Source organism: Alteromonas sp. LOR (assembly GCF_000753865.1).
Taxonomy (GTDB): Bacteria; Pseudomonadota; Gammaproteobacteria; order Enterobacterales; family Alteromonadaceae; genus Alteromonas.
Genome location: NZ_JQFW01000057.1, coordinates 628 through 23515, shown reverse-complemented (window position 1 = coordinate 23515; position 22888 = coordinate 628). Strand labels below are relative to the sequence as shown.

The window sequence follows — 22888 nt, the reverse complement described above, 5'->3', positions numbered from 1 at the left end:
TTGAAAGGGCGAAATCGCGATTTATTGGCTTTGCTTTACAAGCACGTCTGCCACGGTAACAAATGATCCAAACACTAAAATAAGCTCATTTGCCTGATAATCTGCAAGTGCACTTTCATAAGCTAAGGTAACATTGTCGTATGTGGCTATATTCTCTATGGTTGTGCCGGCATTCACAAGGGCATTTTCAAGAACCTGCGCTTCACAGCCCCTAAAACCTTGGGTACTTGCAACGTACCAAGAAGCATTGAGTGACGATAAGGGTGCTAGCGTTTCAGCGATTGATTTGTCTTTCAACATGCCTACCACAACGCGATACTTATCGACCTTATACCGAGATAGCCACTCTTGCATTGACGCAGTGGCTTGAGGGTTATGCGCCACGTCTACAACCACAAGAGGTTGCTCGCTTATTTGTTGCTGTCGCCCCGGCATGGTTGTGTTGCGCATAACGGTATTCAACGCGGCTTCATCGGGTAATAAACCAAGCATTTCCAGGGCCGCTAATGCTGTGCTGGCATTTTGAAGCGGAATATTTGGGTAAGGAAGCTTTGCAAAAGTATGCTTTTCCCCTTTCCACTGCCATTCACTATGATCAGCTTCTACAGCAGCGGTGAAATCTTTTGTTGCCCAGCGAGCGTTCACCTGTAACTCATCGACAACGTCATACAATGTTGACGGTGGGAACAAATCCCCGATAACTGCATTGCCGTTTAACCGCATTATGCCGGCCTTCTCTCGGGCTATTTTTTCACGCGTATTGCCAAGCCAATCTTGGTGGTCGAGGTCGATGGTGGTAATCACAGCTAAATCGGGGTCGATAATATTTGTGGCGTCTAGCCTTCCACCCAAGCCTACTTCTAATATGGCGATATCCACCTGCCAGTCTTGCATCATTTTCATGGCGGCAAGGGTGCTAAACTCGAAGTAAGTGAGCGTTATGTCGCCCCTTGCATTTTCTATAAATTCAAACGCCTCAACAAAGGTTTGCTGTTGAGCAAGTTCACCATTAATACGAACGCGCTCGCAATAATCAATAAGGTGGGGAGAACTGTACACTGCTACCGTTTTTCCTTGCGACAGCAACGACTGTTCAAGAAGGCGGCATGTTGTGCCCTTGCCATTGGTACCGGCAACAGTAATGACAAGTGATTCACTGAGATTAAGCGACATGGTTTTTGCCACGTCCTTCACTCTTTCTAACCCCATATCAATGGCGCTAGGATGAATTGATTCTAGGTAGGATAGCCATTGGCCCAGGCTTTTTTTATCACCAGATGGCGTTTGCTCTGAGCCGATGTTTTTATTGTTTTCGTTATTCACTAATTTTTGTAATGCAACTTGGTCAACAAGCCGTGTAATTTATCACGCATATCTCTGCGGTCAACAATCATATCGATTGCGCCTTTTTCCACGAGAAATTCACTGCGCTGAAACCCTTCAGGAAGTTTTTCACGAACGGTTTGTTCAATAACGCGAGGACCCGCAAAACCAATTAAGGCTTTAGGCTCAGCAACGTTAATGTCACCTAGCATTGCTAAACTTGCAGACACACCGCCCATTGTTGGGTCAGTAAGTACTGATATATATGGCAAACCTTTCTTGCTCATTTTGGCCAGTGCAGCGGAGGTTTTCGCCATTTGCATTAACGACATGAGGGCTTCTTGCATTCGCGCGCCGCCACTGGCAGAAAAACAAATAAGCGGCGTATTGTTTTCCAGGCATGCATTTACTGCAGCAACAAAGCGCGCACCTACTACTGAGGCCATTGAGCCGCCCATAAAGGCAAATTCAAAACACGCCACCACAACAGGCATGCCTTTCACTTTTCCCTGCATAACCACTAGCGCGTCTTTTTCATTGGTCGACTTTTGCGCCGCGGCAATACGATCTTTATAACGCTTAGAGTCTTTAAATTTTAATAAGTCTTGAGGCTCGTGCTGGGCACCAAGCTCTACGCGATCGCCCTCGTCTAAAAACGCATCAATACGACGGCGGGCGGTTATACGCATATGGTGGTCGCACTTAGGGCAGACTTCTAGTAATTTTTCTAATTCAGTTTTGTACAATACTGCCTGACAAGAGCCACACTTTGTCCAAATTCCCTCAGGTACATTGCCCTTTGTTGAAGTTTGTGTGCGTGGAAGTATTTTTTGAATCCAGCTCATGGAAATTGAATCCTTTGTTTTGACTGCCGGTATTTGTTTTTAATCTTGAGTACCAGCAATACATTAATTTATGTCTTTGACAACGTTACAAGAAAAAATGCGTAACCTGAAAAAGCAGCTATCTAATATAGCGCGCTATTAGACCACAATACAACGAAATGGAAAAAACAAAACTGGTCTAAGAAGTTAGCTCGGACCAGTTTTGATTGTGTGATAGCTGTGTTTAAGAAGTTAGTTTACTGTATGACATTATAACGCTAAATTTGGGCTTAGGCTTTGAGCCTAAGTTTCAGCACTAATTTTTAGCAATTAGCTTTCCGGTAAGAATAATGGACCAAGCGGCCCTTTAGGAAGCCCGTATTCATCGGGATAAGTCACATCAACAAGATAGAGACCGTTCGGCTTCGCCGTAGATGCCGCCTTGCTTCTGTCTTTTAGCGCCAGTAATTCCGTAATCCATTCTATGGGATGCTCTCCCGCGCCAATTTCAACCAGCGAACCCGTTATGTTGCGCACCATATGATGTAGAAATGCATTGGCTTTAATATCAATAACAACATAGCGCCCCTGTCGATAAACGCTCACGTTCGTCACGTTTCTAAAAGGGGTTTTGCTTTGGCAAAGAGAGGCTCTGAAAGAAGTAAAGTCATGCTCGCCGAGTAACGCTTGAGCAGCATCATGCATTTTCGCAGCATCTAAGGGCTTGTGAACATGAGTGACACCGTGATTCAGAATTGCGGGTCGCATTTTACTGTTGTGAATAATGTATCGGTAGCGGCGATGGGTAGCTGAGAAGCGCGCATGAAAATTATCATCGACATCTTGTGCCCAAGTTACGGCAATAGAGTCTGGCAAGTTGGCGTTAACACCAAGAGTCCAGGCTCGTTCAGCGCGAGGGACATCGCAGTCGAAATGAACCACCTGCCCTGTGGCGTGCACACCGGCATCGGTTCTACCTGCACACTGAACTTGAATTGGCTGATTAGCCACTTTTGATAACGCTTTTTCAAGATACTCTTGAACACTGGGCACTTCTCGCTGGCGTTGCCAACCAAAAACAGAAGCACCGTCGTATTCAATCCCTAAGGCAATTCGCCCCATGATTCTGCTACCTCTTAACTAAAAGCCGCCAAGTTTAGTCATATGGCACTTAACATGCAATATGTGGTAGATAAGATGGCACATGAGATGGCACGTAACATACAAATAGTCGGATTAGTCGATGGTCTTCAAAATAGTATCAGCTTCCTGCTTTTGCTCTTCACTTCCCTCACGCATGACTTCTTCGAGAAGCTCCTTTGCAGCATCTACATCTTCCATTTCAAGATACGCACGCGCTAAATCTAGGTTCGCATTTTGTCCCGCATCTTTATCAATATCGATAACGGAGTCTGTATCGTTAACGCCTGTAAAGTCGGACAGACTCACATCTAAATCGAGAGGCTGACTATCTGGATCGTTAAACGTTGTATCATCGCCGTCATCCATTAGCGCCTCTACATCTAAGAAGTCTTCAGCGCCGTTACTATCGCCACCCATCTCAACGGAAGGCACATCATTAAGTAAGGCTTCTAAATCAAGGTCTGGATTATCTAACTTTAGCTCTTCGTTATTTTCCTGCTCAAGCTCCTCTTGCGAAGAAGCTTCCTGCGCCTCTTCCGAGCTATCATTTCCGTCAACATCATCGACATCAATATCAGGCAATGATAGGTCATCCAGCTCGCTGTCATCATCGTCTAGTTCAAATGCGTCATCACCTAGCTCGAAGGTATCGTCTTCTTCTGGCGAATCCATTGATTCTTCCGGCTCACCGGTAGATTCATCGTTGCTTTGAACAGTATTTGAATCTGCTGGTGTATCTGCCTCTAAGCTTTCAAGTAACTCGTCAAACTCGGCACTATCTAACTCATCGAAAATCTCTTCATCTTCAATATCGTCATCACTCTCACCAGACAGCCAATCATCAAGACCTGGTACATCGCCCAGCTCGTTAATATCGTCGTCACTTTTTTCTGAGTCAGCCGAGTCGCTTACTTGCTCTTGTTGTTCAGTTTTTTGCTGAAGTTCAGGCGCTTTGTTTTTGTTTGGCTCTTCGCCGTCAATTTCTTGCTCTAGCGAAAAAGCGTCTACGTCATCGAATGCATCATCGAGGATGCTATCGTCATAGTCATTTTCGTCCTGCTCTTCTGACGAATCGGATTCAGGTGCCTCAGGTTCAGCAGATTCACTCTCGGTCGAATCAGGCTCTGTTGAATCAGGCTCGGCGTCTCCAAACGACGGAATATCATCCATCATGTCTTTTTCGAAGTCGTTTAACGCATCATCTAATGGGTCTGCTGAAGGTTCTTGTTTAGCTGAAGGCTCTTCATCATCTTCCGGAACTAGTGCTTCACTGACATCTTCCGGCGCATCTAATTCTTTATCTTCTTCAGGAGCAAGCTCTTCACCAGCTTCTTCAAAAACGTCAGATTCTGCAGTTTCATCAAAGGATGCGTCTACCTCAGCTGAAAGCTCTTCTTCCTCTAGATCTAGCTCTTCATCTTCCTGAGGAGCTAGTTCTTCACTAGCTTCTTCGGAAGCATCAGGTTCCGCTGTTTCATCATTGGATGAGTCTTCTTCCGCAGAGGTTTTTTCTTCGGCTGAAGGCTCCTCTTCCACTGAAGGCTCTTCATCATCTTCCGGAACTAGTGCTTCACTTACATCTTCGGGCGCATCTAATTCTTTGTCCTCTTCAGGAGCAAGCTCTTCACCAGCTTCTTCAAAAACGTCAGATTCTGCTGTTTCATCAAAGAATGCGTCTTCCTCAGCTGATGAATCTTCTTCCTCTAGAGCTAGTTCTTCACTGACTTCTTCGGAGACCTCAGGTTCCGCAGTTTCTTCGATGTTTGGAGCTGCCTCTGCTGAAGGCTCCTCTTGCGCTGAAGGCTCTTCCTCAGCTGAAAGCTCTTCTTCCGCTGAAGGCTCTTCTTCCGCTGAAGGCTCTTCATCATCTTCCGGAACTGATGCTTCACTTACATTTTCGGGTGCATCTAATTCTTCATCTTCTTCAGGAGCAAGCTCTTCACCAGCTTCTTCAAAAACGTCAGATTCTGCTGTTTCATCAAAGGATGCGTCTTCCTCAGCTAAAAGCTCCTCTTCCGCTGATGGCTCTTCCTCAACTGAAGGCTCTTCTTCCGCTAAAGGCTCTTGAATATCATCAGAGTCTGAGCTTTCCAATTCTGCAAGCAATTCATCAGTTAAAGGATCGCTTACTTCTTGTTCAAAGGCCGCGTCTTCATCGTCTGGGTTGGCAGAGTCTTGTTCGCCCTCAACGTCCTCATCAGTCTCATCGCTTTCTATATCTTCTTCAGCTTCTGGCTCAAGTTCTGCCTCTAGCTCAGCTAATAAGTCGTCGGAAAGAGAGTCATTAAAGTCGTCTTCTTGTTGAGCGGCATCTTCAGGTTGCTCGTCTACTGGTTCTTCAATTGCGGGAGCATCGTCAGCAGACTCATCCTCATCAAGCATTTCGCTTTGCAGCTCGGCGATTAGCTCATCTGACAAGGGGTCTGAGAAATCGTCAGCGTTTTCTATATCGTCGCTTTCAATTTCATCATCTAACATTTCATCGAGGCCATCAGTGATGGAATCGAAGTTTTGTATTGATTGAGGCGAAGGTGCTGCCGAAGTGATCTCTTCTTCTAATTCGTCTTCGTCAAAGTCTTCGTCGTCATCAAGGCCGCCCATCATTTCAATTTGCTCAATTTCATTGAGTAAATCGTCGGTAATTTTGTTTATTTCTTTGTCTTGTTGATGTATCTCGTCGTCGAGTTTCTCGAGCATTTCTTCATCAATAAGATCATCTTTGCTGTCTAATTCGTCAGTCAGTGCCGTATCTGGCGCGTTTTCTTCTAGCAGATCGTCAATGCTGATTTCGGGCTTTTCGTCTTCATCGTCAACAGTAGGTAGTGACGCCGTTTCTGTGGCACTATCTAATAAATCGTCAATATCATCTTGTGACGCATCGCCCCCACTGTTTTCAAGCAGCGCATCTATGTCATCTACATCCACATCTTCGTTCGCGGATGAGTCGTCTTCGCCGAACTGGTCTAATATATCGTCAGGGTCTACTTCTTCTGATGAGTCTTCATCTGAAGAGTCTTGGCTTTGCACATCGTCTAACAAATCATCAATATCAAAATCATCGTCTGAAGCGGATGTGTCTTCTTCTGCTTCAGCACCTTCTTGATCGTCAGAGTCGTTATCACTGTCGTTGCTTTCATCAAACAGATCATCGTCTTCAGATAAGTCGATACCGTCTAAACCTTCAGTTTCATTCTCATTCAGCACTTTGTCAGACAAATCATCGTCGTCGAATAAACTGTCTAACTCGCTCTGGTCGAGCTCATCATCACCCGCTTCGAATAAGTCGTCTGTATCATCATCTGGTACCAACAGATCGTCTTCGAGGTCGGCAAAGTTTTCAAGCTCATCGTCTAAGCTTTCTTCAAGGTCTGATGTTAATACGTCATCGAGCAAGTCGTCATCGTTAAACAAGTCGTCGTCAGTGAGTTCGTTATTATTGTCTAAATCGGGCGCTAGCGCGCTTGATAGGTCGCCTAAATCGCTGTCTGGAACCGGTACATCATCATCGTCGCTCAGTGCACTAGGTGGCGCTGCTGGCGCATCTTCAGGCTTACTGTTGCGCTTGAGCAGCCATGTAATAAGGCCTGCAACTAACAGCAAAGACAGCACCGCAGTACCTATTAGCAAGCTAATAGGGCTCATCAACTTGTTCACAATGGAGTCTTGTTTTTCGGCAGCTCTTTGCGCCTGCTCCGCTTTCATCATATCAAGCAGCTGTTGCTGTAACGCCACTTGCATATCAAGCTGTTCTTTTACGTCGCCCTCTACTTGCCCTCTTAACGATTCAAGCTCGCCATTTACCGCATCAACGCGCTCATACAGCTTTCTATTTTCGTTCAATATTTCTTGAACATTGTCGAGTGACGCTGCGAACTGCATACGCAATTCGTCAAACTGTCGAGTTTGCTCTGCATCTAATCGAGTTATTTTTTTCTCGATGTCGGTTTGCGTTTGTGAAAGGTCGTTTTGATTAACAAGCGGTGAAGACGGCTTGATATTTTTGATACTGCTGCCTGGCTTATTAAGGGCTTCAGCAAATTCACGTTCGTCCTGCTCGGCACGCAATTGCGCTTGCTCTTTACTGATGCGGGCAATGTATCGCTCTGAGGGAAGTTTAAGCGTTGCGCCGTTAACTAGCAGGTTGAGGTTACCGTTTTCAAATGCATCGGGGTTCAGCTCGTAAATAGCTGTCATAACCTGATACACGCTAAGATTATTGTTCTGTCTGTAGCGCTCGGCTATGCGCCAAAGCGTATCGCTAGAGTCGATGGGGCCGTACTCAAGACCAGAGAATTGATCGCTAGCGTCTTTTGGTCCTTTCAATAAGGTCGCTGTTTCTTGCGCATTTACTGAAGATATAGGGGCAAACAAACAAAATGTAAGTAAAAGTAAGCCCGTCAAATGCAATTTCATAGCAGTCCTATATGCCCTCAAGCGTCTTTACCACCCTTTTAGGTTGATGGATTTTTGCGCCAGCTTATTCCAAATAAAACGTGCTGGCTTTTATTTTTATTTTCAATTTCGTGTCGTCATTCATAGTGAATAGCGATGTACACATCGCCTTGACCATCCGCCTAATACAAAAAAAGTCGAATGGCTTCGCTAAGTGTCTGACTGAATACTAATTTTCGCAAGTTTAAAAGCCCAATCTTTAGACTATAAACCAGTTAACCAGGGCAATCTAGTGAGCGGTGCCGTTTTAGCGCCATTTTCACTAAATGCGTGCTGAGTGCCCTTTACTAACCTAATTGTTCGAAACCACTCGCTTGTCACATGCTGGTTTGAAACAACCTGTATCACGAGTACCGTGTACTTCTCATAGTGTCATATCGGCAAGTAGTGAAAAATGTTTATTAATTACTTACCGATACAACAACCTATCTAGGGCTTACCCTTATCTAGCCCTTGCGGCCACTCCAGTACTGTGATGCTACTGTGATGCTTTTGTGATAGCAGTGTGCTGTTACATATAGTCGCGAATGAGCGTTTCTGCTATTTGAATACTGTTAGTTGCAGCACCTTTTCGAATATTATCCGACACTACCCAAAGGTTTAGGCCGCAAGGATGCGTAATATCATTTCTTACACGGCCCACATGCACCATATCATTCCCGCTGGCACTGCTTACCTGAGTTGGAAACTGCTCTGCACTTTCATACAGGGTTACGCCTGGTGCATCCGCAAGCAACTGCTTAACTTGCTCTGCATCAATGGGGGAATGGGTCTCTAAATGAATAGCTTCAGCGTGACCATAAAACACAGGCACACGCACTGCTGTGGCGTTCACTAAAATGCTGTTGTCGCCCATTATTTTCTGAGTTTCCCACACCATTTTCATTTCTTCTTTGGTGTAATCGTTATCTTGAAATGCATCAATTTGAGGAATTGCGTTAAACGCTATTTGACGACTAAAGGCATCGGGTTTTACTTCACGGGCATTCAGCAGACCAGCCGTTTGCTTTGCTAGCTCTTCCATAGCGTCTTTACCTGCGCCAGATACCGATTGATACGTACATACGTTAATGCGCGAAATGCCCACTGCGTCTTGAATAGGCTTTAACGCCACCATCATTTGAATAGTGGAACAGTTAGGATTAGCAATGATATTGCGATTGCGAAAATCGGCGAGCGCGTGAGCATTTACCTCTGGAACCACTAATGGAATATCGGGGTCGTATCGAAACTCTGAGGTGTTGTCGATAACAATACAGCCTTCTTCGGCCGCTAGCGGCGCAAATTTAGCCGAGATACTGCCACCTGCAGAGAAAAATCCAAATTGAACACGTGACCAATCGAACTCATCAGCATCTTCAACTTCAATGTCTTCGCCTTTAAATGAAACTGTGCTGCCTGCAGAGCGTTTACTAGCTAAAGGGTATAAACGGTTTATGGGAAAGCCGCGCTCTTCCAATAACTCAATCATCGTTTGCCCAACTAAACCTGTTGCGCCAAGAACTGCAACGTCAAACGCTTGCGACATAATGTTTTCTTCTCCTGAATTTTAGTAAGCGCACTACGCGCTTAGCTAATGGGGTATTTAAAATATTGATATAATGCCACCTTCACTTGCATTACTGCCAGTTAGGCCGCGCGTGCAGCAAGTGATTGGCACTAAATTCGAAACAATAACTACTGCGCTTGCTCACGCTGTACCGAAAACCCTAGATTCTTAAGGGTTTTCGCAATTTCTTTACTGGTATTATGCGGCACCATTAATGTGTGTGCACTGCACTCTCTTCGTACCCGATACTGCTTTCGCAATGCTGCAAACTGCGAGGCCACACTTTCACCGTGGGTATGGGCGTCAGCGTTTTCTATTTGTTTAACTGACTGCCTCATTGTTATATCGTCAATGGCGATATCGTAAATTCGGTGGAACACATCTATTAAATCATCTACGGCTAATCGCGTTTGTGTCGGGTGTCGCAAAGATACCTTGATAGGCGGAATTGACTCTAAAAAGTCGGACAACGCTTTGGTTGCTTTTTGGCCGGTGCGGTGGCAAATTTGCTCGTATATCATCTGAGTACCGCGCACTTTTCCCTCAACCGAATGACCGGCAATATGAGGCGTAACAAACCAGCAGTGGTCGAAAAGACGGGTATCGATAGCTGGCTCGTTATCAAAAACATCGAGTACCACGGTAGGCGCGTTTGATGACGTTAAACGAGCGTGCAAAACGAGTTCGTCTATGACTTCGCCGCGACAGGCATTGATGAGTAACTGATGCTCATTAAGTTGGTTTAGCAATGCACTATCAATTAATTTACCCGTTGGATGAGGCCCACCGTGTACAAACGGTACGTGTAGCGTAATCACATCGCAACGTGCAATGTCATCCATCCCTACAAACGCTCTTTTATCTCCTGCTTCTTGAAGCGGCGGATCGCACAGCACATAGCTAACGCCTACAGCGTCAAGCAATACAGAAAGCGCAGTACCCACGTTACCCGCGCCCACAATACCTACCGTTGCCGAGTATAAATCCAGCTTTTTACTTTTTTGGGCATGCAGCAGAACGCTTAGTACATACTCGGCCACCGCAACGGCGTTACATCCGGCGGCTGAACTGTGCGCTATATTATTAGCGTCTAAACAAGCCTTATCGATGTGATTGGTTCCAGCGGTGGCGGTAGTAACAAACTGAAGTTTGTTTGCATCTTTAAGCAGCTCGGGCGTTACCTTTGTGGTAGAGCGAAGGGCTAAAATATCGATATCAGCAAGGTCGCTTGCCACTAAATTTTGCCATGCGTAAGTGGTTACCTCTCCTACGTTGTCAAGGTAACTCGCGCCAAATGGGATAGTGTCTTCAAGAAGTATTCTCATGGTGCCAAGTTTACCCCAAAATAGGGCGATAGTAACCCAATTAGACGGGTAAACTTGTGCTCCCGCTTCGCACTGCGTGCGCTAGGCGTTTTTTTAATCGAACATTTTTCGTAAGGCTTGCTTTAATCAGAAAAACGTCGTTTGTTGTGCTTCTTTACTTAGGCGTCAAAGCCTGGGAAACGTCTTTCTACTCTGCGCTTTATACCAGGCCATGCCAACGAACCACCAGCCTGTTTAGTGACTTGGGCTGCTTGGGCTTTAATACCCTGCAGTATTGCAGAGTGGATAGGAATAAGCTTTTGGCCTGTGGCCTGGGCTTTTAACTGAATTTCGCATGCTCGCTGCATAATAAACATAAATAGGAATGCATCTGCGATGGTATCTGCACAGGTTAGCAAACCATGATTGCGCAAAATCATAAATTGGGTATCGCCCAAATCTCTTACTAAGCGTGCTTTTTCATCGGGGTTTAAGGCAACGCCTTCATAGGAATGATAAGACAGCGACGCCAGCGGAAATAGCGATTGCTGTGAATAGGCCTGAAGCCCGTCTTCAAGTACTGATACTGCAACGCCCTCTGTAGTGTGAAGGTGCATGACGCACTTTGCATCATCACGGGCTTCGTGCACTGCACTGTGAATGGTAAACCCTGCAGGGTTAATGTCGTACTCACTGTCCATCACTTTATTGCCGTGCAGATCGACTTTTACCAAGCTAGATGCCGTTACCTCGTCGAACATCATTCCATATGGATTAATAAGAAAATGATGCTCTGGTCCGGGTACCCGAGCAGATATGTGAGTAAAAATAAGGTCGTCCCAGCCATACATGGCCACAGCACGATAACACGCGGCTAAATCTACACGGGCCTGCCACTCTTCTTCGCTCACCTGAGACTTCACAGATTCACTCATAACTCACCTCAAATAGTGTTATAATTTTTTGCTACCTTACCCCTGAAAACCGGTATAGACTGTCGTTACAACGACATTGTAATAATTTTGTTAAATGGAACATTTTAAACCTGTACTGATAAGCTCTTCTTGGTTTTCTTCGCTACCTGAATATTTGCAAAATGAGTTGCTAGGCAAAGTGCGACTTAAGCACTTTAAAGCGGGTCAACAGCTTCATGCGAAAGGCGAGGACGGCGTTGGTTTTTACGGAATCTGTGAAGGTCGACTTCGCGTGACCACGATTGGCGTAGATGGCAGTGAGATGCTGCTTGCACTTTTAGGGCCAGGAACCTGGTTTGGCGAAATTTCTATGTTCGACAACCTTCCCCGCACCCACGATAATTTTTGCGAAACCGACAGTACCATTGCCGTTATCCCTAAAAATTCGTTTAACGAACTGCTGAAAAAATTTCCAGAACTGTACCCTTATTTCGCTAGGCTACTTTGCGCAAGAGTTCGAAGCGCGTTTCAGTTTATCGATTCAAGTACCGGGCTTAGTTTAAAGCATCAATTGGTAAAGCGACTGTTAATGTTAACCACCAGTTACGGGCAACACGTGCCTGAAAACAGCGCCATTACATTAACACTATCTCAAGAGTCATTGGCGCAAATGATAAATAGCTGTCGGCAAACCGTGAATCGGCTTTTAGGTGAGCTGCAGCAAGAAGGCCTCGTTTTACTACACTACGGTAAGATAACTATCCCCAACCCCGACAAACTGTTTCACGACTACAGATTTAGGTAGCCGCAAAATAACGGGGTTATTTGTGGTACATAAAAAATGGGACATGAAAAATAGTGCATAAAAAATCCCCCAAGAACGATTAAGCTCGTTGGGGGATTTTTATTAAGGCGTCTGAACTACAACGTTGCGTTTAATAAAAGCACTAAACGTTTTAGCGGTTGTAGCGCTGCATAACTAAGGTAGCATTTGTGCCGCCAAAGCCGAAGCTGTTAGACATAACCGTATTTAGCTGGGCGTCTCTTGCCTCAGTAACAATATCAAGGCCTTTGGCTGCGTCATCTAGCGTGTCGATATTAATTGACGGCGCGATGAAGTTGTTTTGCATCATAAGCAGGCTGTAAATAGCTTCGTTGACACCAGCAGCACCTAGCGCATGGCCAGTGAGAGATTTCGTTGCACTGATGGGCACGCCCGATGAGCCAAACACTTCCTGAATAGCCGCTAACTCTTTTACATCACCAACGGGCGTTGATGTGCCGTGAGTGTTTAGGTAGTCAATTGGACCGTCTACGTTTTGCATCGCCATCTTCATACAGCGAATAGCGCCTTCACCTGAAGGAGCGACCATGTCGAAGCCGTCTGAGGTAGCGCCGTAACCGGTTACTTCGCCGTAAATTGTCGCGCCACGCGCGAGAGCGTGCTCAAGCTCTTCAACAACAACCATACCGCCGCCACCAGAGCTAACAAAGCCATCTCGTGCTGCATCATAGGTACGAGAGGCTACCGATGGGTTGTCGTTGTACTTTGAGCTTAGTGCGCCCATAGCGTCGAACTGACTTGAGAGCGACCAATGAAGCTCTTCACCGCCACCGGCAAACACTACATCTTGTTTACCAAGCTGAATAAGCTCTAGTGCGTTACCAATACAGTGTGCACTTGTGGCACAGGCTGATGCGATTGAATAGTTAACACCGCGAATTTTAAACGGTGTGGCTAAACATGCAGACACCGTAGACGCCATGCATCGTGGAACCATATATGGCCCTACTCGCTTAACCCCTTTTTCGCGAAGAATATCGGCAGATAGCACTTGGTTTTCAGAAGACGCACCGCCAGAGCCGGCAATAATACCTGTGCGATCATTTGAAATATCACTTTCTTCAAGGCCAGAATCTGCAATAGCCTGCTGCATGGCAACATACGCGTATGCAGCCGCATCACCCATAAAGCGCATGGCTTTGCGGTCGATGTGCTCTTTTAAGTCAATATCAAGATTACCCCACACCTGACTGCGCAGGCCCATCTCGGCGAACTGCTCTGAAAATGTGATCCCAGACTTACCTGCTTTTAGTGATGCAAGTACGTCCTCTTTATTTACGCCGATGCTCGATACAATACCGAGACCGGTGATAACTGCTCTTCTCATAGTTTACCCTTTGCGTTGATGCGGCATATGTTAACGATTTTACGAGATAAAGTGGTCTGCTTTGCACTTCAACACAAAACCCTTTTTTATGAACACCTGTAACGGTTAAATCCAACCCCCGCACCTTGATTGTTAATGCGTTACTTCTATCGGTAACGCTGTCGCTGTGTAAACAGCTTGTTCTTAAGGTAGCATGAAACTTCGGCTTAGAATATCGCGCTGCCTCAACGCTTTAAGAAAATGAAAAAGCTTTCATTAACGCTTTTATACACGCTGCACATCACAATTTGTTCAGCAATGGTTAACGCGCTTTAGATAAATTAAAAACTTTTACGGTAAAGTTTTTTGAGGCCTTGTAGAATATAGCCTTGGCAAGTGACGCCAATATGACACGTAGAAACACAACGAAATACATAGCTTAAGAAGAGGTAAGATAGGTAGTGAAGTCTAAACATGCGCAAGTTCATTTTAATGAAAACGGCATACCCATTGCCGATCATTTTGATGACGTTTATTTTTCTAACGACAGTGGCATTAATGAAACCCAGCATGTTTTTATAAAAGGTAATGACCTTCATCAGCGCTGGGCGTTATGGGAAAAGCCACACTTTACTATTGCTGAAACCGGTTTTGGTACTGGTTTAAACTTCTTGGTAGCCATGCATGAATTTAAGCAGTTTAGGCAGGCAAACCCTCACCACCCTCTCAAGCGCTTATTTTTTATCACTACCGAAAAATACCCGTTACCAAAGGCCGATATTGAGCGTGCGTTATCAACGTTTCCGTCGCTACAGGCCGAAACGGAGGCATTAATAGCGCTGTATCCGATAGGGCTTGATGGGTGCCATCGGCTGCATTTTACTGCATTTGATACCACCCTAGACTTGTGGATAGGCGATGTGCATCAGTTACTTGGGCAATGGCATTCACCAGAAGAAGGGCTTGTAGATGCATGGTTTTTAGATGGGTTTGCGCCAAGTAAAAACCCTGACATGTGGACCGATGCCCTGTTTTCACAAATGGCTAGGCTGTCAAAAAATGACACCACATTTGGTACCTTTACGGCGGCGGGAATTGTAAAGCGTGGGTTAGCCAATGTTGGATTTGTGATAAACAAACGCGCAGGATTTGGTCGCAAACGAGATATGCTTACCGGTTATTTTCAACTTACATCGGCAAGTGAAAATGAGAACAGTAATATAGAAACGGCAGTGCGGTGCTCACCTGGGTCCTCACCTGAGTCTGAGTTACAACCCTCACCCCAGTCTTTACCTAAAGCTACACAAAAGAAGCACTCTCAGAAATTGCGACTGCCAGAGGGGCCTTACTATCGATATAACAACGCGCCCCTTACAGAAGAACACCATGTGGTTGTGGTGGGTTCTGGACTTGCGGCTGCAACAATGTGTTTAGCGTTAACTAAGCGCGATATTCGCGTAACGCTCTGCTTTGACGGCGATAGCCTAGCGCAAGGCGCTTCGGGTAATCCTCAAGGTGGCTTTTACCCTCAGCTTCATAGTGAAGCGAGTATCGCCAGTCGTTTGCAGGCTCACTGCTTCTTATATGCAAGAGATTATTACGACAGCGTTAACAGCAACATTCATTTGCAAACCAGCACCAAAATCATCACTAAAACAAGCATCGAAGTAAACGAGCAAGAGCCCACAAAAGAAGAAAATAAATACGATTTTTGTGGTGTTATTCAGCTTCGATTTAATGACAAAGTGGGTGTACGACAGGCGAAATTGGTAAACGACGACGTGTGGCCTTCAGCGCTTATTAGGCACGTAGACAGTGACGAAGTACGCCGTATCGCTGGGGTTGATTTACCCTATGAAGGTTTATTTATTCCCAAAGGCGGATGGTTGTCGCCCCCGCAACTTGTTAGCGATATTATCGATTTGGCCAAGGCAACAGGAAAGCTAACGCTAAAACCCAACCATTGTTATGTGTCTCATACTAGCGATGGAAACGTTGAATTTACGCATGGTAAAAGCATAAAGGCAGATCATGTGGTGCTTGCATTAGGCGCAGGCGCCGTGGGCACAGATGCATTCGATAGTCTTCCTTTGCGGCCTGTGCGAGGACAGGTTGAAGCCATTGCATCACAACAACCTATTGACGCATTAAAAACAGTGCTTTGCCACAAAGGGTATATGACTCCTGCAATGGAAGGACGCCATGCACTGGGCTCTACCTATGTGAAAAATGATTTGGCCGTTGAGCCTCGCGAAGACGAAAGCGAGCAAAACCTCGCCACTCATGAACAGGCTCTTGCGGATACGGATATGGTGAGCCAACTAAAGCATGACGGTACGGCGAGAGCGGCGACGCGTCTTGGCTCGCCAGATCATCAGCCTGTGGTTGGCGCACTGCATAATTTTAAAACGCTAAAGCAAGAGTATGCCGATTTAGGCGTAGGAAAACCGTTTCAACAGGTAAGTACGTTACCGCAAAGCAATGTATCTACATTAAGTTGCTTAGGCTCAAGAGGCCTCACGACTGCCCCGCTGTTAGCCGAAGTATTGGCAAGCACATTGTTAAGAGAGCCACTACCGCTGAACAACGATTTACTTAATGCGGTTAACACCTCACGCTTTATGGTGCGTGAGGCCGTGCGCGGCGAGTTTTAAATTTACTCGTTGATGGATGATGGCGCTTCAACACGCGCCATCTTATTCAGATCCATTACGATAAACGCTGGGATATACACATTTGCGCTGGCAACAATTTGCTTGTTTTGCAGTGAAACGATCCTGGCATTCACTCTAACGCCTCTGTCGTCTTCGATGATGGTGCCCGTTACTACATGGTCCATCTCAACGCTTTTGGCTAAACGCTTACCGCTTCGTGACATGACAAAGTCGCCCTGCGGCGTCACTGTTATGCCATCAGTCAATTTAAAATCGACGATGGCTAAGCCAAAATCTTGCAGTTCAGTGATCAAGTATTCAGATAATTGGTTGCCCAGCACTGTGCTGTCGCTTAGCCCCGCATTTAAACGTACAAAACTCGCAATACCCACAGTGTGCTGCTGAGTGAGTCTTGTGGCGTTGCCCATTAGCTCCATCGCCAACTGCGAGGCGTAATCGTTTAATGCTTTGTGGGTTTTAGCGGGAAAGAAACCTGAATGAATAGGATCTTTATACCCGGGATTTACCGCAACATGTTGCTGATACTCTCTGTCTCTAGAGTCTGGGGTGTAAACCAGACCAGAGCGATTTGGTACCGAAACAGGCTCTGCATCATGGGTAATTTCACCGTCTTCGCCTAACCAAAACGAACCGATTGATTCTGTACTTGAGCACCCCGTTAGTGCTAAAACGCTTGATACAGCTGCAATAGAAAAAAACGCTGTTAGCTTCATCATTAGCCTCGGCTTAACTTCACACCATCACGCATGGAACTACTCTCACTACCATCGCTGGGTATAAGGGCATCGACCACATAAAATGGCACAAGCATTTGTGCGCTCGCCACTACCGCGCGAGACTCCATCCCTAAGATGCGAGCATTAACTAGTACACCGCCTTGATGCTTAGTCATGGTGCCCGTTAATACATACTCAATAGGCAGGCTACTGCTAAGTTCGAGATAATCGCGGCTTAATACAAAGTCGCCACCCTCGGTAATGCGAATATACTCGGTAGCTTTAAAGTCGATAACCGGCACGCGAAACTTATGCAGCTCATGTACAAACGACTCAGCCATTTGTCGGCCAAGTAAATCCGTTTGCTGAAGGTCTGTGTCTAATAACGCAAAATGCGTAACGCCAATGGCCGTTTTGTTGTTTACGTATTCCATATTAGCAATGAGATCTTGCGTCATATTCTTTACGTAATCGCCGATATGCTTGGTTAACGGACGGCCTTTATAGGCACCCTGTACACTTGAGTACAGTGGCGGTTGACCAATAGCGCCGTAGGCATCCATCCCCTGCTCTTGTGTCTCGTCATCAGCTTTGCGCGACGCAACAGGCGCGCGATCTTCAGCCGTAATATCAATAACATTCATTGCTGGACGCGCAGGTACCTGTTCTGCTACTTCTTCATCGCCCATCATCATAGAACAGCCGCTAAGGCTTAAAAACGATGCGGATAGAATATAGGCTACCGAGCTATTAAATTTTTTCATGGGCTTACCTTACACCTTCAGTTCTGTACAGCTTTCCATTGCGGGTTGTGACTTGCTCTTTTTGCCAAAAAATTTCCGCAGGAAAGAAGCGTGTAGCAGCAGCAACAACATCTTTATTTCGGGCATCAATAACGCGGGCATTTACCATGGCGCCAGACTCTTGGTACACCATAGTACCGGTGATGTAAAAATCGACCCGTTCGATACCCGAGAGCTTTTCGATATCCCGTGTCAGGATCCTATCGCTTTCTTCACTAACAATTATATCGTTCGATAACTTAAATTCTTGAGTAGAAAAGCCTCTTTTTGTGGCCTCTGTTATCATTCCCTGTTCAAGCTGATGGCCGAGCAACATTAAAGGATGTTGGTGTTCAGCGTTATATTTCATTGTATCGACCGGAACAAAACCAACAACGGCATAGCGAGATTGACGGGGTGTGCGCACATCTGAAAACAGCTCGTTGGCCAGCATATATGTGTAATATTCCACATTGCCTAACGCAGAAATGGAGGGGTCTGACTGAATTCTCTGTGCATTGTCGTTACTTGACGATGAGCACCCCGTTATGGCAACGGCTATTGCAGCACTCATTGCAACAACTAGCGCAGCACTTCTGTATGCTTTGATCTTAAGCGGTTTAAACATAATACGTTTCCAAATAAAGCGCGGTTTCAAATAACGCCAGCCATTAGTATTATCAACCTGCCCGTCAAAAAATCGGCAAGGATGGACTAAATCAGTACGTAATCCCCTACTATTAACGTTGTGCAGCAAGTTTTACACCAAGTTTTTTACGGTTTTTGTTAGTGTGAACTGGCTCAAATGACATGCAGTGAGTGGGATAAAGGGCGGCCATACCAATGACTATTCGCCAAGCGACATCGAAGTGAACAAAAAAGCGGAGAAAAAGGAACTGATTAGCGGAAGATATTTGCCGCCTAAAAGACGCAAAGACGCAAAGACGCAAAGACGCAAAGACAGAATAGAATTACAAAGCCTCTTAGCAAAACTTCATCACAAAGCCTATTAACAAAGCTTTTACAAAAACATCGTCACACAGCACATTGCGTTAGTATTGTATTGGCAATACTGAACAAGCATGTTGTTATGGTACCAACGCAAAGCGAATTCTATCGCTAGTGGAATTTCAACGCTTATACAGGCAATAAAGGATTTAACGAATGTCAAAAACAACGGTTAACTGGGGAATATTATCAACAGCGAGAATTGCCCATACATTTGCAAAAGACATTGCGCACTGTGAAAGCGCCAAGTTAGTGGCAGTAGGCTCTCGGCACCTCGATAGCGCGCAAGAATTTGCAGCAGCACACGATATACCTCATGCGTACGGCAGTTACGAAGGTTTACTCAACGACCCAGATATTGATGCCATATACATTGCCACTCCTCATACCCTTCATGCAGACAATGCGATAGCCGCACTTAAGGCGGGCAAACATGTGTTATGTGAAAAGCCAGCTACTACGTCTCCGGAAGAGTTAGAGCGTATTATAAGCGTGGCGAAAACAGAAGATCGGTTTTTCATGGAGGCAATGTGGACCTACTTCTTACCAGCAATTAATGAGGCGCTAGCGTGGGTTAACGCCGGCCGAATAGGCAAACTGCTTCACGTTAAAGCTAGCTTTGGATTTACCATGCCCTACTCTGCTACAAGTCGAGAGTATGCCCGTGAGTTAGGAGGCGGGTGCTTGCTAGATATGGGGATATACCCTATTGCTTTGGATGCGCTTTTTAATACAGATGATGCGCCCCCTGCTGTGCTAAACAGCGATGTAGCACCAAATGGCGCTGACAACGATGTACTTTGGATGTATCGATATAACGAAGTTGTGTCGGTGCTACACAGCAGTTTTAAAAGCAACTTAGGAAATGACGCGCTTCTTATTGGCACTGAAGGAACCATAAAGATACCGGACTTTTGGAAGGCAACAGAGTGCATACTCTATAAAGGATTAGAGGTAGAAGCGCACTTTTCGGATGAACGCAAAGGCAGTGGTTTTGAGTTTGAAATAAGCCACGCGTGTAAGCACATTTTAAATAAAACACACGAATCTGATATAATGCCCTTCTCCGTATCACGCAGGTTTCAAGAGCGTTTGCGCGGTGTTAGCGAGAATATAAAGCGTTAGGCCTGAAACTTGAAATAGCAAACTAAGGCGTACCAAGGCAAAAAATTTAACTGTATACAAACACAGTTAATGCAAATTTGATTTAAACGGAAAATAAAAGGGGCATTTTCCGTTTTTCGCCCATGAGCGTTTTATAAGAAAGCGTAGGATATTGATGCAAATGCAGTTACGTGCGAAAGTGGAATAATTACTTGAGTGATAGACGGAAATATTCCACCTTGCATAAAGGACTTTTTCCGTACATTAAATTGTTAGCTACCAAAATGTGAATCAAGCTTTTCTAGAAGTTCTAAACCTTTCTTTTTGTCTCCAGTAGCAGCAATCGCCTTAAACCTTACCTCAGTATCAAACTCAGCTATCGCTTGTGTAGACAGCTCTTCTATTAATTTGTTTAAGCTCAACTTTTTATGCGCAGCCAGAGCCTTCAATCGATTATGCTTATCGTCTGGTAAACGTACAGTTAAAGTAGACATATTAAACTCCTCTCAAATAATCTTCTGGCGCTAACACTTTTAAACCGTCAAATTGTAATTCCGCATTTCGCAGATCTTTCAAGTTGTTCGTAATAATGCTCTCGGCATTTCCTGCTACTGCAAGTTCAATGAGAAAATTATCGCCTTCGTCTTTTAAATTTGGCCGCCACAAATAATGTATTTGCACCCATTCGCACACACTAAAAAATGCTGCTAATAAATCGTTCACTTCGCCCTCGGTAAGCGGACATAATTCTTTGATTTTGTCTCGCTTACTTACTGCTTCGTATTCCAAAAATAAGGTCGTGCTAATCAACGGCTTTAACCGACCCAACAAGCATTGCCGTACCACTTCTCGGGCTGGCCCTGTTTTGCCAATCAGGGCGCTAATAAGTACACTGGTATCGATAACTACTTTATTCATAATTTATATGCTAGCGTATATGCTATCACTTTTCAATTTAACGATGGTAGCTAACAACTCAATGAACACACTCACTGCGTTCGCTGGGACGCATACACGCGGGGCGGCTTCGCCATTATGCCCCACATGTATACGCCCGTTATTGAAAAGTTATGTGCCAAAATAAGTTAACCAGAACGTCCAAATATCAGTAAAAGGAATTATTATGAGTTTGAAACCGTTCCCAAGCATAAAGCCTAGAAACCTAGGTTTATTATTATTTATTGCTCGTGCACTCACTTATTTCGGGGTTGTATTAATTGGTGTAGCAATAGCGTTAATTGCAGCCACGCTCTTTGCTTATTTTTTTCCAACAGCACCAGTTAGCGGCAGTACAGAGACTTATCGTATAGGTCTTGGTCCAATTAAAGCCAGTTTTCTTATCATTGCTGTAGGCCTTTTTGCCATTGTATTGTCAAACATCTTCGCGGCAATTGTGTCTTGGGAAAGCTCGCTTTCAGGCGAGGAGCATAATGGCACATAACAAAAAAATTATGTCACCCGCAGGCGGGCTGGGACACAAACAAGCAGGCGGCTTCGCCATTGTAGCCTGCCTGTTTGTGCCCCATATTTAAAAGTTAGAAGGCGTCAGCCTAAACTATGTTTGGCTTAATAAAAAATCAATTCAACCACCCTCACCTGTTGTTTCAAAAATCGCTCTGGCTTTTGGTGGTTTTAACTTCGCCGCATTGACTTCAAAGGCCGTGCAATAGGCGCTTTATCGCCAAATTATTATTTTAATTCAGCAAGCGCCATTGCATTTGCAAGGTCAAATGGCAGCTTGCTTCAGGCAAATCAAAACCATCACTGCACAGTCGTTTTACTTGTTTGTGTTAATAATCAATCGTATGCTGGCTTCATTAGTTTTTAATTAGGCCAAAGGAATAGGCTTCCCTTCTAACAAGGCGCTTAAGTCACTCCCTTCGGTCGTTCGGACGCAGTTACGCGGGGCGGCTTCGCCATTATGCCCCACGCAACTGCGCCGCTTAGCTTAAAGTTATATGACAGGAGGTTTACTTGATCAAAAAAGGATTGAATTGGCTTCTGAGAAGGCTTCCTTTCTACTCATTATTTTTTGTATTCCCAGTACTCGGAATGATGAACTGCCAAGGATGGAATGAAGGTAGCATGACGTCAGAAACATGCTTAATAAACTCACCTCTCCTTCAAGCCTATGCGGATTTTTACTACGCACTAATTCTTTTTTCTTCTTTTATGCTGCTCTTACCGCTGGTAGTTTATATTGTGATCGCAATTTGGCTTTCAGAAGTCTTTGGCCGCAAGCTAGCCGGTGAGTAATGTCATATAACAAGTCAATAAACTCACTCACTTCGTTCGCTGGGACGCATACACATGGGGCGGCTTCGCCATTATGCCCCATGCGTCCGCGCCCGTTATTGAAAAGTTATGCACTTTAGAGGGGAGTTATGAAAAAAGGATTTACGTTAGCCTGTATCGCAGCTTTTATACTTTTGTATGAAGACTTGAACCACTTAATTGTCATTCTAGTTGTTGGTGGGTATGAATTTGGCGATGCTTGGACAAAAGCATTTCGAAGTTCAAGCATTGAAGGCGCTTTGCTAGCGGGATTATTTCGGGCCATTCCATTCATACCTCTATTGCTCTGCGGACTATTCACTAAACTGCTTTCTCACCTTAGAGGCATGGTATCTCTTTGGGTTGGTTATGCTGTCAGTGTTATTGTTGTTTTTATTGGGTACTGGAGCGTAACGGAACCGTTGTACACAGATGCGCATGCTTCATCTACCTCTGCACTTGGTTATATTGGCGTACCCATTGCCGCGTTGGTGTACTCTTCAGTTGCGTGCATTGTTACGTACATTGCAATCTATGTGTATGAGGTTGTTTTAAAACGTGCATAACAAACGCATAAACACTCGCTTCGCTCGCGGGGGACAAATACACGTAGGCTTCCCTCGCTTTGCTCGGTATTTTAGCCTACGTATATTTGCCCGTTATGCGAATC

The 22888-nt window shown here is 45.1% G+C and carries 19 protein-coding genes; 6 read left to right on the top strand and 13 right to left on the bottom strand.

The annotated features are described in order from the left end of the window. Positions 1–21: 21 nt before the first annotated feature. From folC to JV36_RS0117120, 7 genes are all read right to left on the bottom strand, one after another. Positions 22–1323: a bifunctional tetrahydrofolate synthase/dihydrofolate synthase gene (gene folC, locus JV36_RS0117150; RefSeq protein WP_032096732.1), complete on the bottom strand. Its 1302-nt coding sequence runs from the start codon at positions 1321–1323 to the stop codon at positions 22–24. Beyond that, positions 1323–2168, bottom strand: coding sequence for an acetyl-CoA carboxylase, carboxyltransferase subunit beta (gene accD, locus JV36_RS0117145; protein WP_032096733.1), 846 nt, complete (start codon positions 2166–2168; stop codon positions 1323–1325). Before accD ends, folC begins: the two co-directional genes overlap by 1 nt. A 309-nt stretch (positions 2169–2477) precedes the next feature. Continuing rightward, complete coding sequence (gene truA / locus JV36_RS0117140) at positions 2478–3269, bottom strand: tRNA pseudouridine(38-40) synthase TruA (protein ID WP_032096734.1); 792 nt, start codon at positions 3267–3269, stop codon at positions 2478–2480. 114 nt (positions 3270–3383) lie between these two features. Then, positions 3384–7703 (bottom strand): FimV/HubP family polar landmark protein, encoded by a 4320-nt coding sequence (locus JV36_RS0117135; protein ID WP_032096735.1) that lies wholly within the window; start codon positions 7701–7703, stop codon positions 3384–3386. A gap of 550 nt (positions 7704–8253) precedes the next feature. Next, complete coding sequence (locus tag JV36_RS0117130; RefSeq protein WP_032096736.1) at positions 8254–9270, bottom strand: aspartate-semialdehyde dehydrogenase; 1017 nt, start codon at positions 9268–9270, stop codon at positions 8254–8256. Positions 9271–9419: 149 nt separating this feature from the next. After that, positions 9420–10616, bottom strand: a complete 1197-nt coding sequence (locus JV36_RS0117125) for a 4-phosphoerythronate dehydrogenase (RefSeq protein WP_032096737.1) — start codon at positions 10614–10616, stop codon at positions 9420–9422. A gap of 158 nt (positions 10617–10774) precedes the next feature. Further along, on the bottom strand, positions 10775–11530 hold the full coding sequence (locus JV36_RS0117120; protein ID WP_032096738.1) for a class II aldolase/adducin family protein: 756 nt from the start codon (positions 11528–11530) through the stop codon (positions 10775–10777). A gap of 94 nt (positions 11531–11624) precedes the next feature. On the opposite strand from JV36_RS0117120, the gene JV36_RS0117115 reads away from it, so the two are divergent. Continuing rightward, on the top strand, positions 11625–12314 hold the full coding sequence (locus tag JV36_RS0117115; protein ID WP_032096739.1) for a Crp/Fnr family transcriptional regulator: 690 nt from the start codon (positions 11625–11627) through the stop codon (positions 12312–12314). A gap of 151 nt (positions 12315–12465) precedes the next feature. Here the strand turns inward: JV36_RS0117115 and fabB are convergent, their stop codons facing one another. Then, positions 12466–13680, bottom strand: coding sequence for a beta-ketoacyl-ACP synthase I (gene fabB / locus JV36_RS0117110; RefSeq protein ID WP_032096740.1), 1215 nt, complete (start codon positions 13678–13680; stop codon positions 12466–12468). Positions 13681–14120: 440 nt separating this feature from the next. On the opposite strand from fabB, the gene mnmC reads away from it, so the two are divergent. Beyond that, complete coding sequence (gene mnmC, locus JV36_RS0117105) at positions 14121–16313, top strand: FAD-dependent 5-carboxymethylaminomethyl-2-thiouridine(34) oxidoreductase MnmC (protein ID WP_032096741.1); 2193 nt, start codon at positions 14121–14123, stop codon at positions 16311–16313. Positions 16314–16315: 2 nt separating this feature from the next. Here mnmC and JV36_RS0117100 read toward each other — a convergent pair whose 3' ends face one another. From JV36_RS0117100 to JV36_RS0117090, 3 genes are read right to left on the bottom strand one after another with little or no spacing between them, the layout of a single operon-like run. Beyond that, entirely contained in the window at positions 16316–17050 is a 735-nt protein-coding gene (locus JV36_RS0117100) for a FlgO family outer membrane protein (RefSeq protein WP_032096742.1), read from the bottom strand. Beyond that, a complete protein-coding gene (locus JV36_RS0117095; RefSeq protein WP_032096743.1) occupies positions 17050–17814 on the bottom strand; it encodes a FlgO family outer membrane protein in 765 nt (254 codons plus the stop codon). The genes JV36_RS0117100 and JV36_RS0117095 overlap by 1 nt, the downstream gene beginning before the upstream one ends. 4 nt (positions 17815–17818) lie before the next feature. Then, on the bottom strand, positions 17819–18406 hold the full coding sequence (locus tag JV36_RS0117090) for a FlgO family outer membrane protein (protein ID WP_442853198.1): 588 nt from the start codon (positions 18404–18406) through the stop codon (positions 17819–17821). Positions 18407–18647: 241 nt separating this feature from the next. Between JV36_RS0117090 and JV36_RS19630 the strand changes: the two genes are divergently transcribed. Next, on the top strand, positions 18648–18845 hold the full coding sequence (locus tag JV36_RS19630; RefSeq protein ID WP_152561571.1) for a hypothetical protein: 198 nt from the start codon (positions 18648–18650) through the stop codon (positions 18843–18845). 151 nt (positions 18846–18996) lie between these two features. After that, positions 18997–19965: a Gfo/Idh/MocA family protein gene (locus JV36_RS0117085; protein WP_032096745.1), complete on the top strand. Its 969-nt coding sequence runs from the start codon at positions 18997–18999 to the stop codon at positions 19963–19965. A 251-nt stretch (positions 19966–20216) separates the two neighbouring features. On the opposite strand, the gene JV36_RS0117080 is transcribed toward JV36_RS0117085, so the two are convergent. Both JV36_RS0117080 and JV36_RS0117075 read right to left on the bottom strand, forming a co-directional pair. Then, positions 20217–20438, bottom strand: coding sequence for a toxin-antitoxin system HicB family antitoxin (locus tag JV36_RS0117080; protein ID WP_032096746.1), 222 nt, complete (start codon positions 20436–20438; stop codon positions 20217–20219). 1 nt (position 20439) lies between these two features. Then, positions 20440–20862 (bottom strand): putative toxin-antitoxin system toxin component, PIN family, encoded by a 423-nt coding sequence (locus tag JV36_RS0117075; RefSeq protein WP_032139785.1) that lies wholly within the window; start codon positions 20860–20862, stop codon positions 20440–20442. Between the two features lie 205 nt (positions 20863–21067). On the opposite strand from JV36_RS0117075, the gene JV36_RS0117070 reads away from it, so the two are divergent. Both JV36_RS0117070 and JV36_RS0117065 read left to right on the top strand, forming a co-directional pair. Further along, positions 21068–21385 carry a hypothetical protein gene (locus JV36_RS0117070; RefSeq protein WP_032097289.1) on the top strand — a complete coding sequence of 106 codons (318 nt, stop codon included), beginning with the start codon at positions 21068–21070 and terminating at the stop codon, positions 21383–21385. 943 nt (positions 21386–22328) lie between these two features. Then, a complete protein-coding gene (locus JV36_RS0117065; RefSeq protein WP_032096748.1) occupies positions 22329–22784 on the top strand; it encodes a hypothetical protein in 456 nt (151 codons plus the stop codon). The last annotated feature ends 104 nt before the right edge of the window (positions 22785–22888 follow it).

What these genes read in the sequence shown, in the direction of transcription:
- JV36_RS0117095 (WP_032096743.1), bottom strand. Translation starts at nt 17,814, where the DNA reads ATGAAAAAATTTAATAGCTCGGTAGCCTATATTCTATCCGCATCGTTT.
- JV36_RS0117070 (WP_032097289.1), top strand. Translation starts at nt 21,068, where the DNA reads ATGAGTTTGAAACCGTTCCCAAGCATAAAGCCTAGAAACCTAGGTTTA.
- JV36_RS0117100 (WP_032096742.1), bottom strand. Translation starts at nt 17,050, where the DNA reads ATGATGAAGCTAACAGCGTTTTTTTCTATTGCAGCTGTATCAAGCGTT.
- JV36_RS0117085 (WP_032096745.1), top strand. Translation starts at nt 18,997, where the DNA reads ATGTCAAAAACAACGGTTAACTGGGGAATATTATCAACAGCGAGAATT.
- fabB (WP_032096740.1), bottom strand. Translation starts at nt 13,680, where the DNA reads ATGAGAAGAGCAGTTATCACCGGTCTCGGTATTGTATCGAGCATCGGC.
- truA (WP_032096734.1), bottom strand. Translation starts at nt 3,269, where the DNA reads ATGGGGCGAATTGCCTTAGGGATTGAATACGACGGTGCTTCTGTTTTT.
- accD (WP_032096733.1), bottom strand. Translation starts at nt 2,168, where the DNA reads ATGAGCTGGATTCAAAAAATACTTCCACGCACACAAACTTCAACAAAG.
- JV36_RS0117125 (WP_032096737.1), bottom strand. Translation starts at nt 10,616, where the DNA reads ATGAGAATACTTCTTGAAGACACTATCCCATTTGGCGCGAGTTACCTT.
- JV36_RS0117075 (WP_032139785.1), bottom strand. Translation starts at nt 20,862, where the DNA reads ATGAATAAAGTAGTTATCGATACCAGTGTACTTATTAGCGCCCTGATT.
- JV36_RS0117065 (WP_032096748.1), top strand. Translation starts at nt 22,329, where the DNA reads ATGAAAAAAGGATTTACGTTAGCCTGTATCGCAGCTTTTATACTTTTG.
- JV36_RS0117080 (WP_032096746.1), bottom strand. Translation starts at nt 20,438, where the DNA reads ATGTCTACTTTAACTGTACGTTTACCAGACGATAAGCATAATCGATTG.
- JV36_RS0117135 (WP_032096735.1), bottom strand. Translation starts at nt 7,703, where the DNA reads ATGAAATTGCATTTGACGGGCTTACTTTTACTTACATTTTGTTTGTTT.
- JV36_RS0117090 (WP_442853198.1), bottom strand. Translation starts at nt 18,406, where the DNA reads ATGAGTGCTGCAATAGCCGTTGCCATAACGGGGTGCTCATCGTCAAGT.
- JV36_RS0117120 (WP_032096738.1), bottom strand. Translation starts at nt 11,530, where the DNA reads ATGAGTGAATCTGTGAAGTCTCAGGTGAGCGAAGAAGAGTGGCAGGCC.
- JV36_RS0117130 (WP_032096736.1), bottom strand. Translation starts at nt 9,270, where the DNA reads ATGTCGCAAGCGTTTGACGTTGCAGTTCTTGGCGCAACAGGTTTAGTT.
- JV36_RS0117115 (WP_032096739.1), top strand. Translation starts at nt 11,625, where the DNA reads ATGGAACATTTTAAACCTGTACTGATAAGCTCTTCTTGGTTTTCTTCG.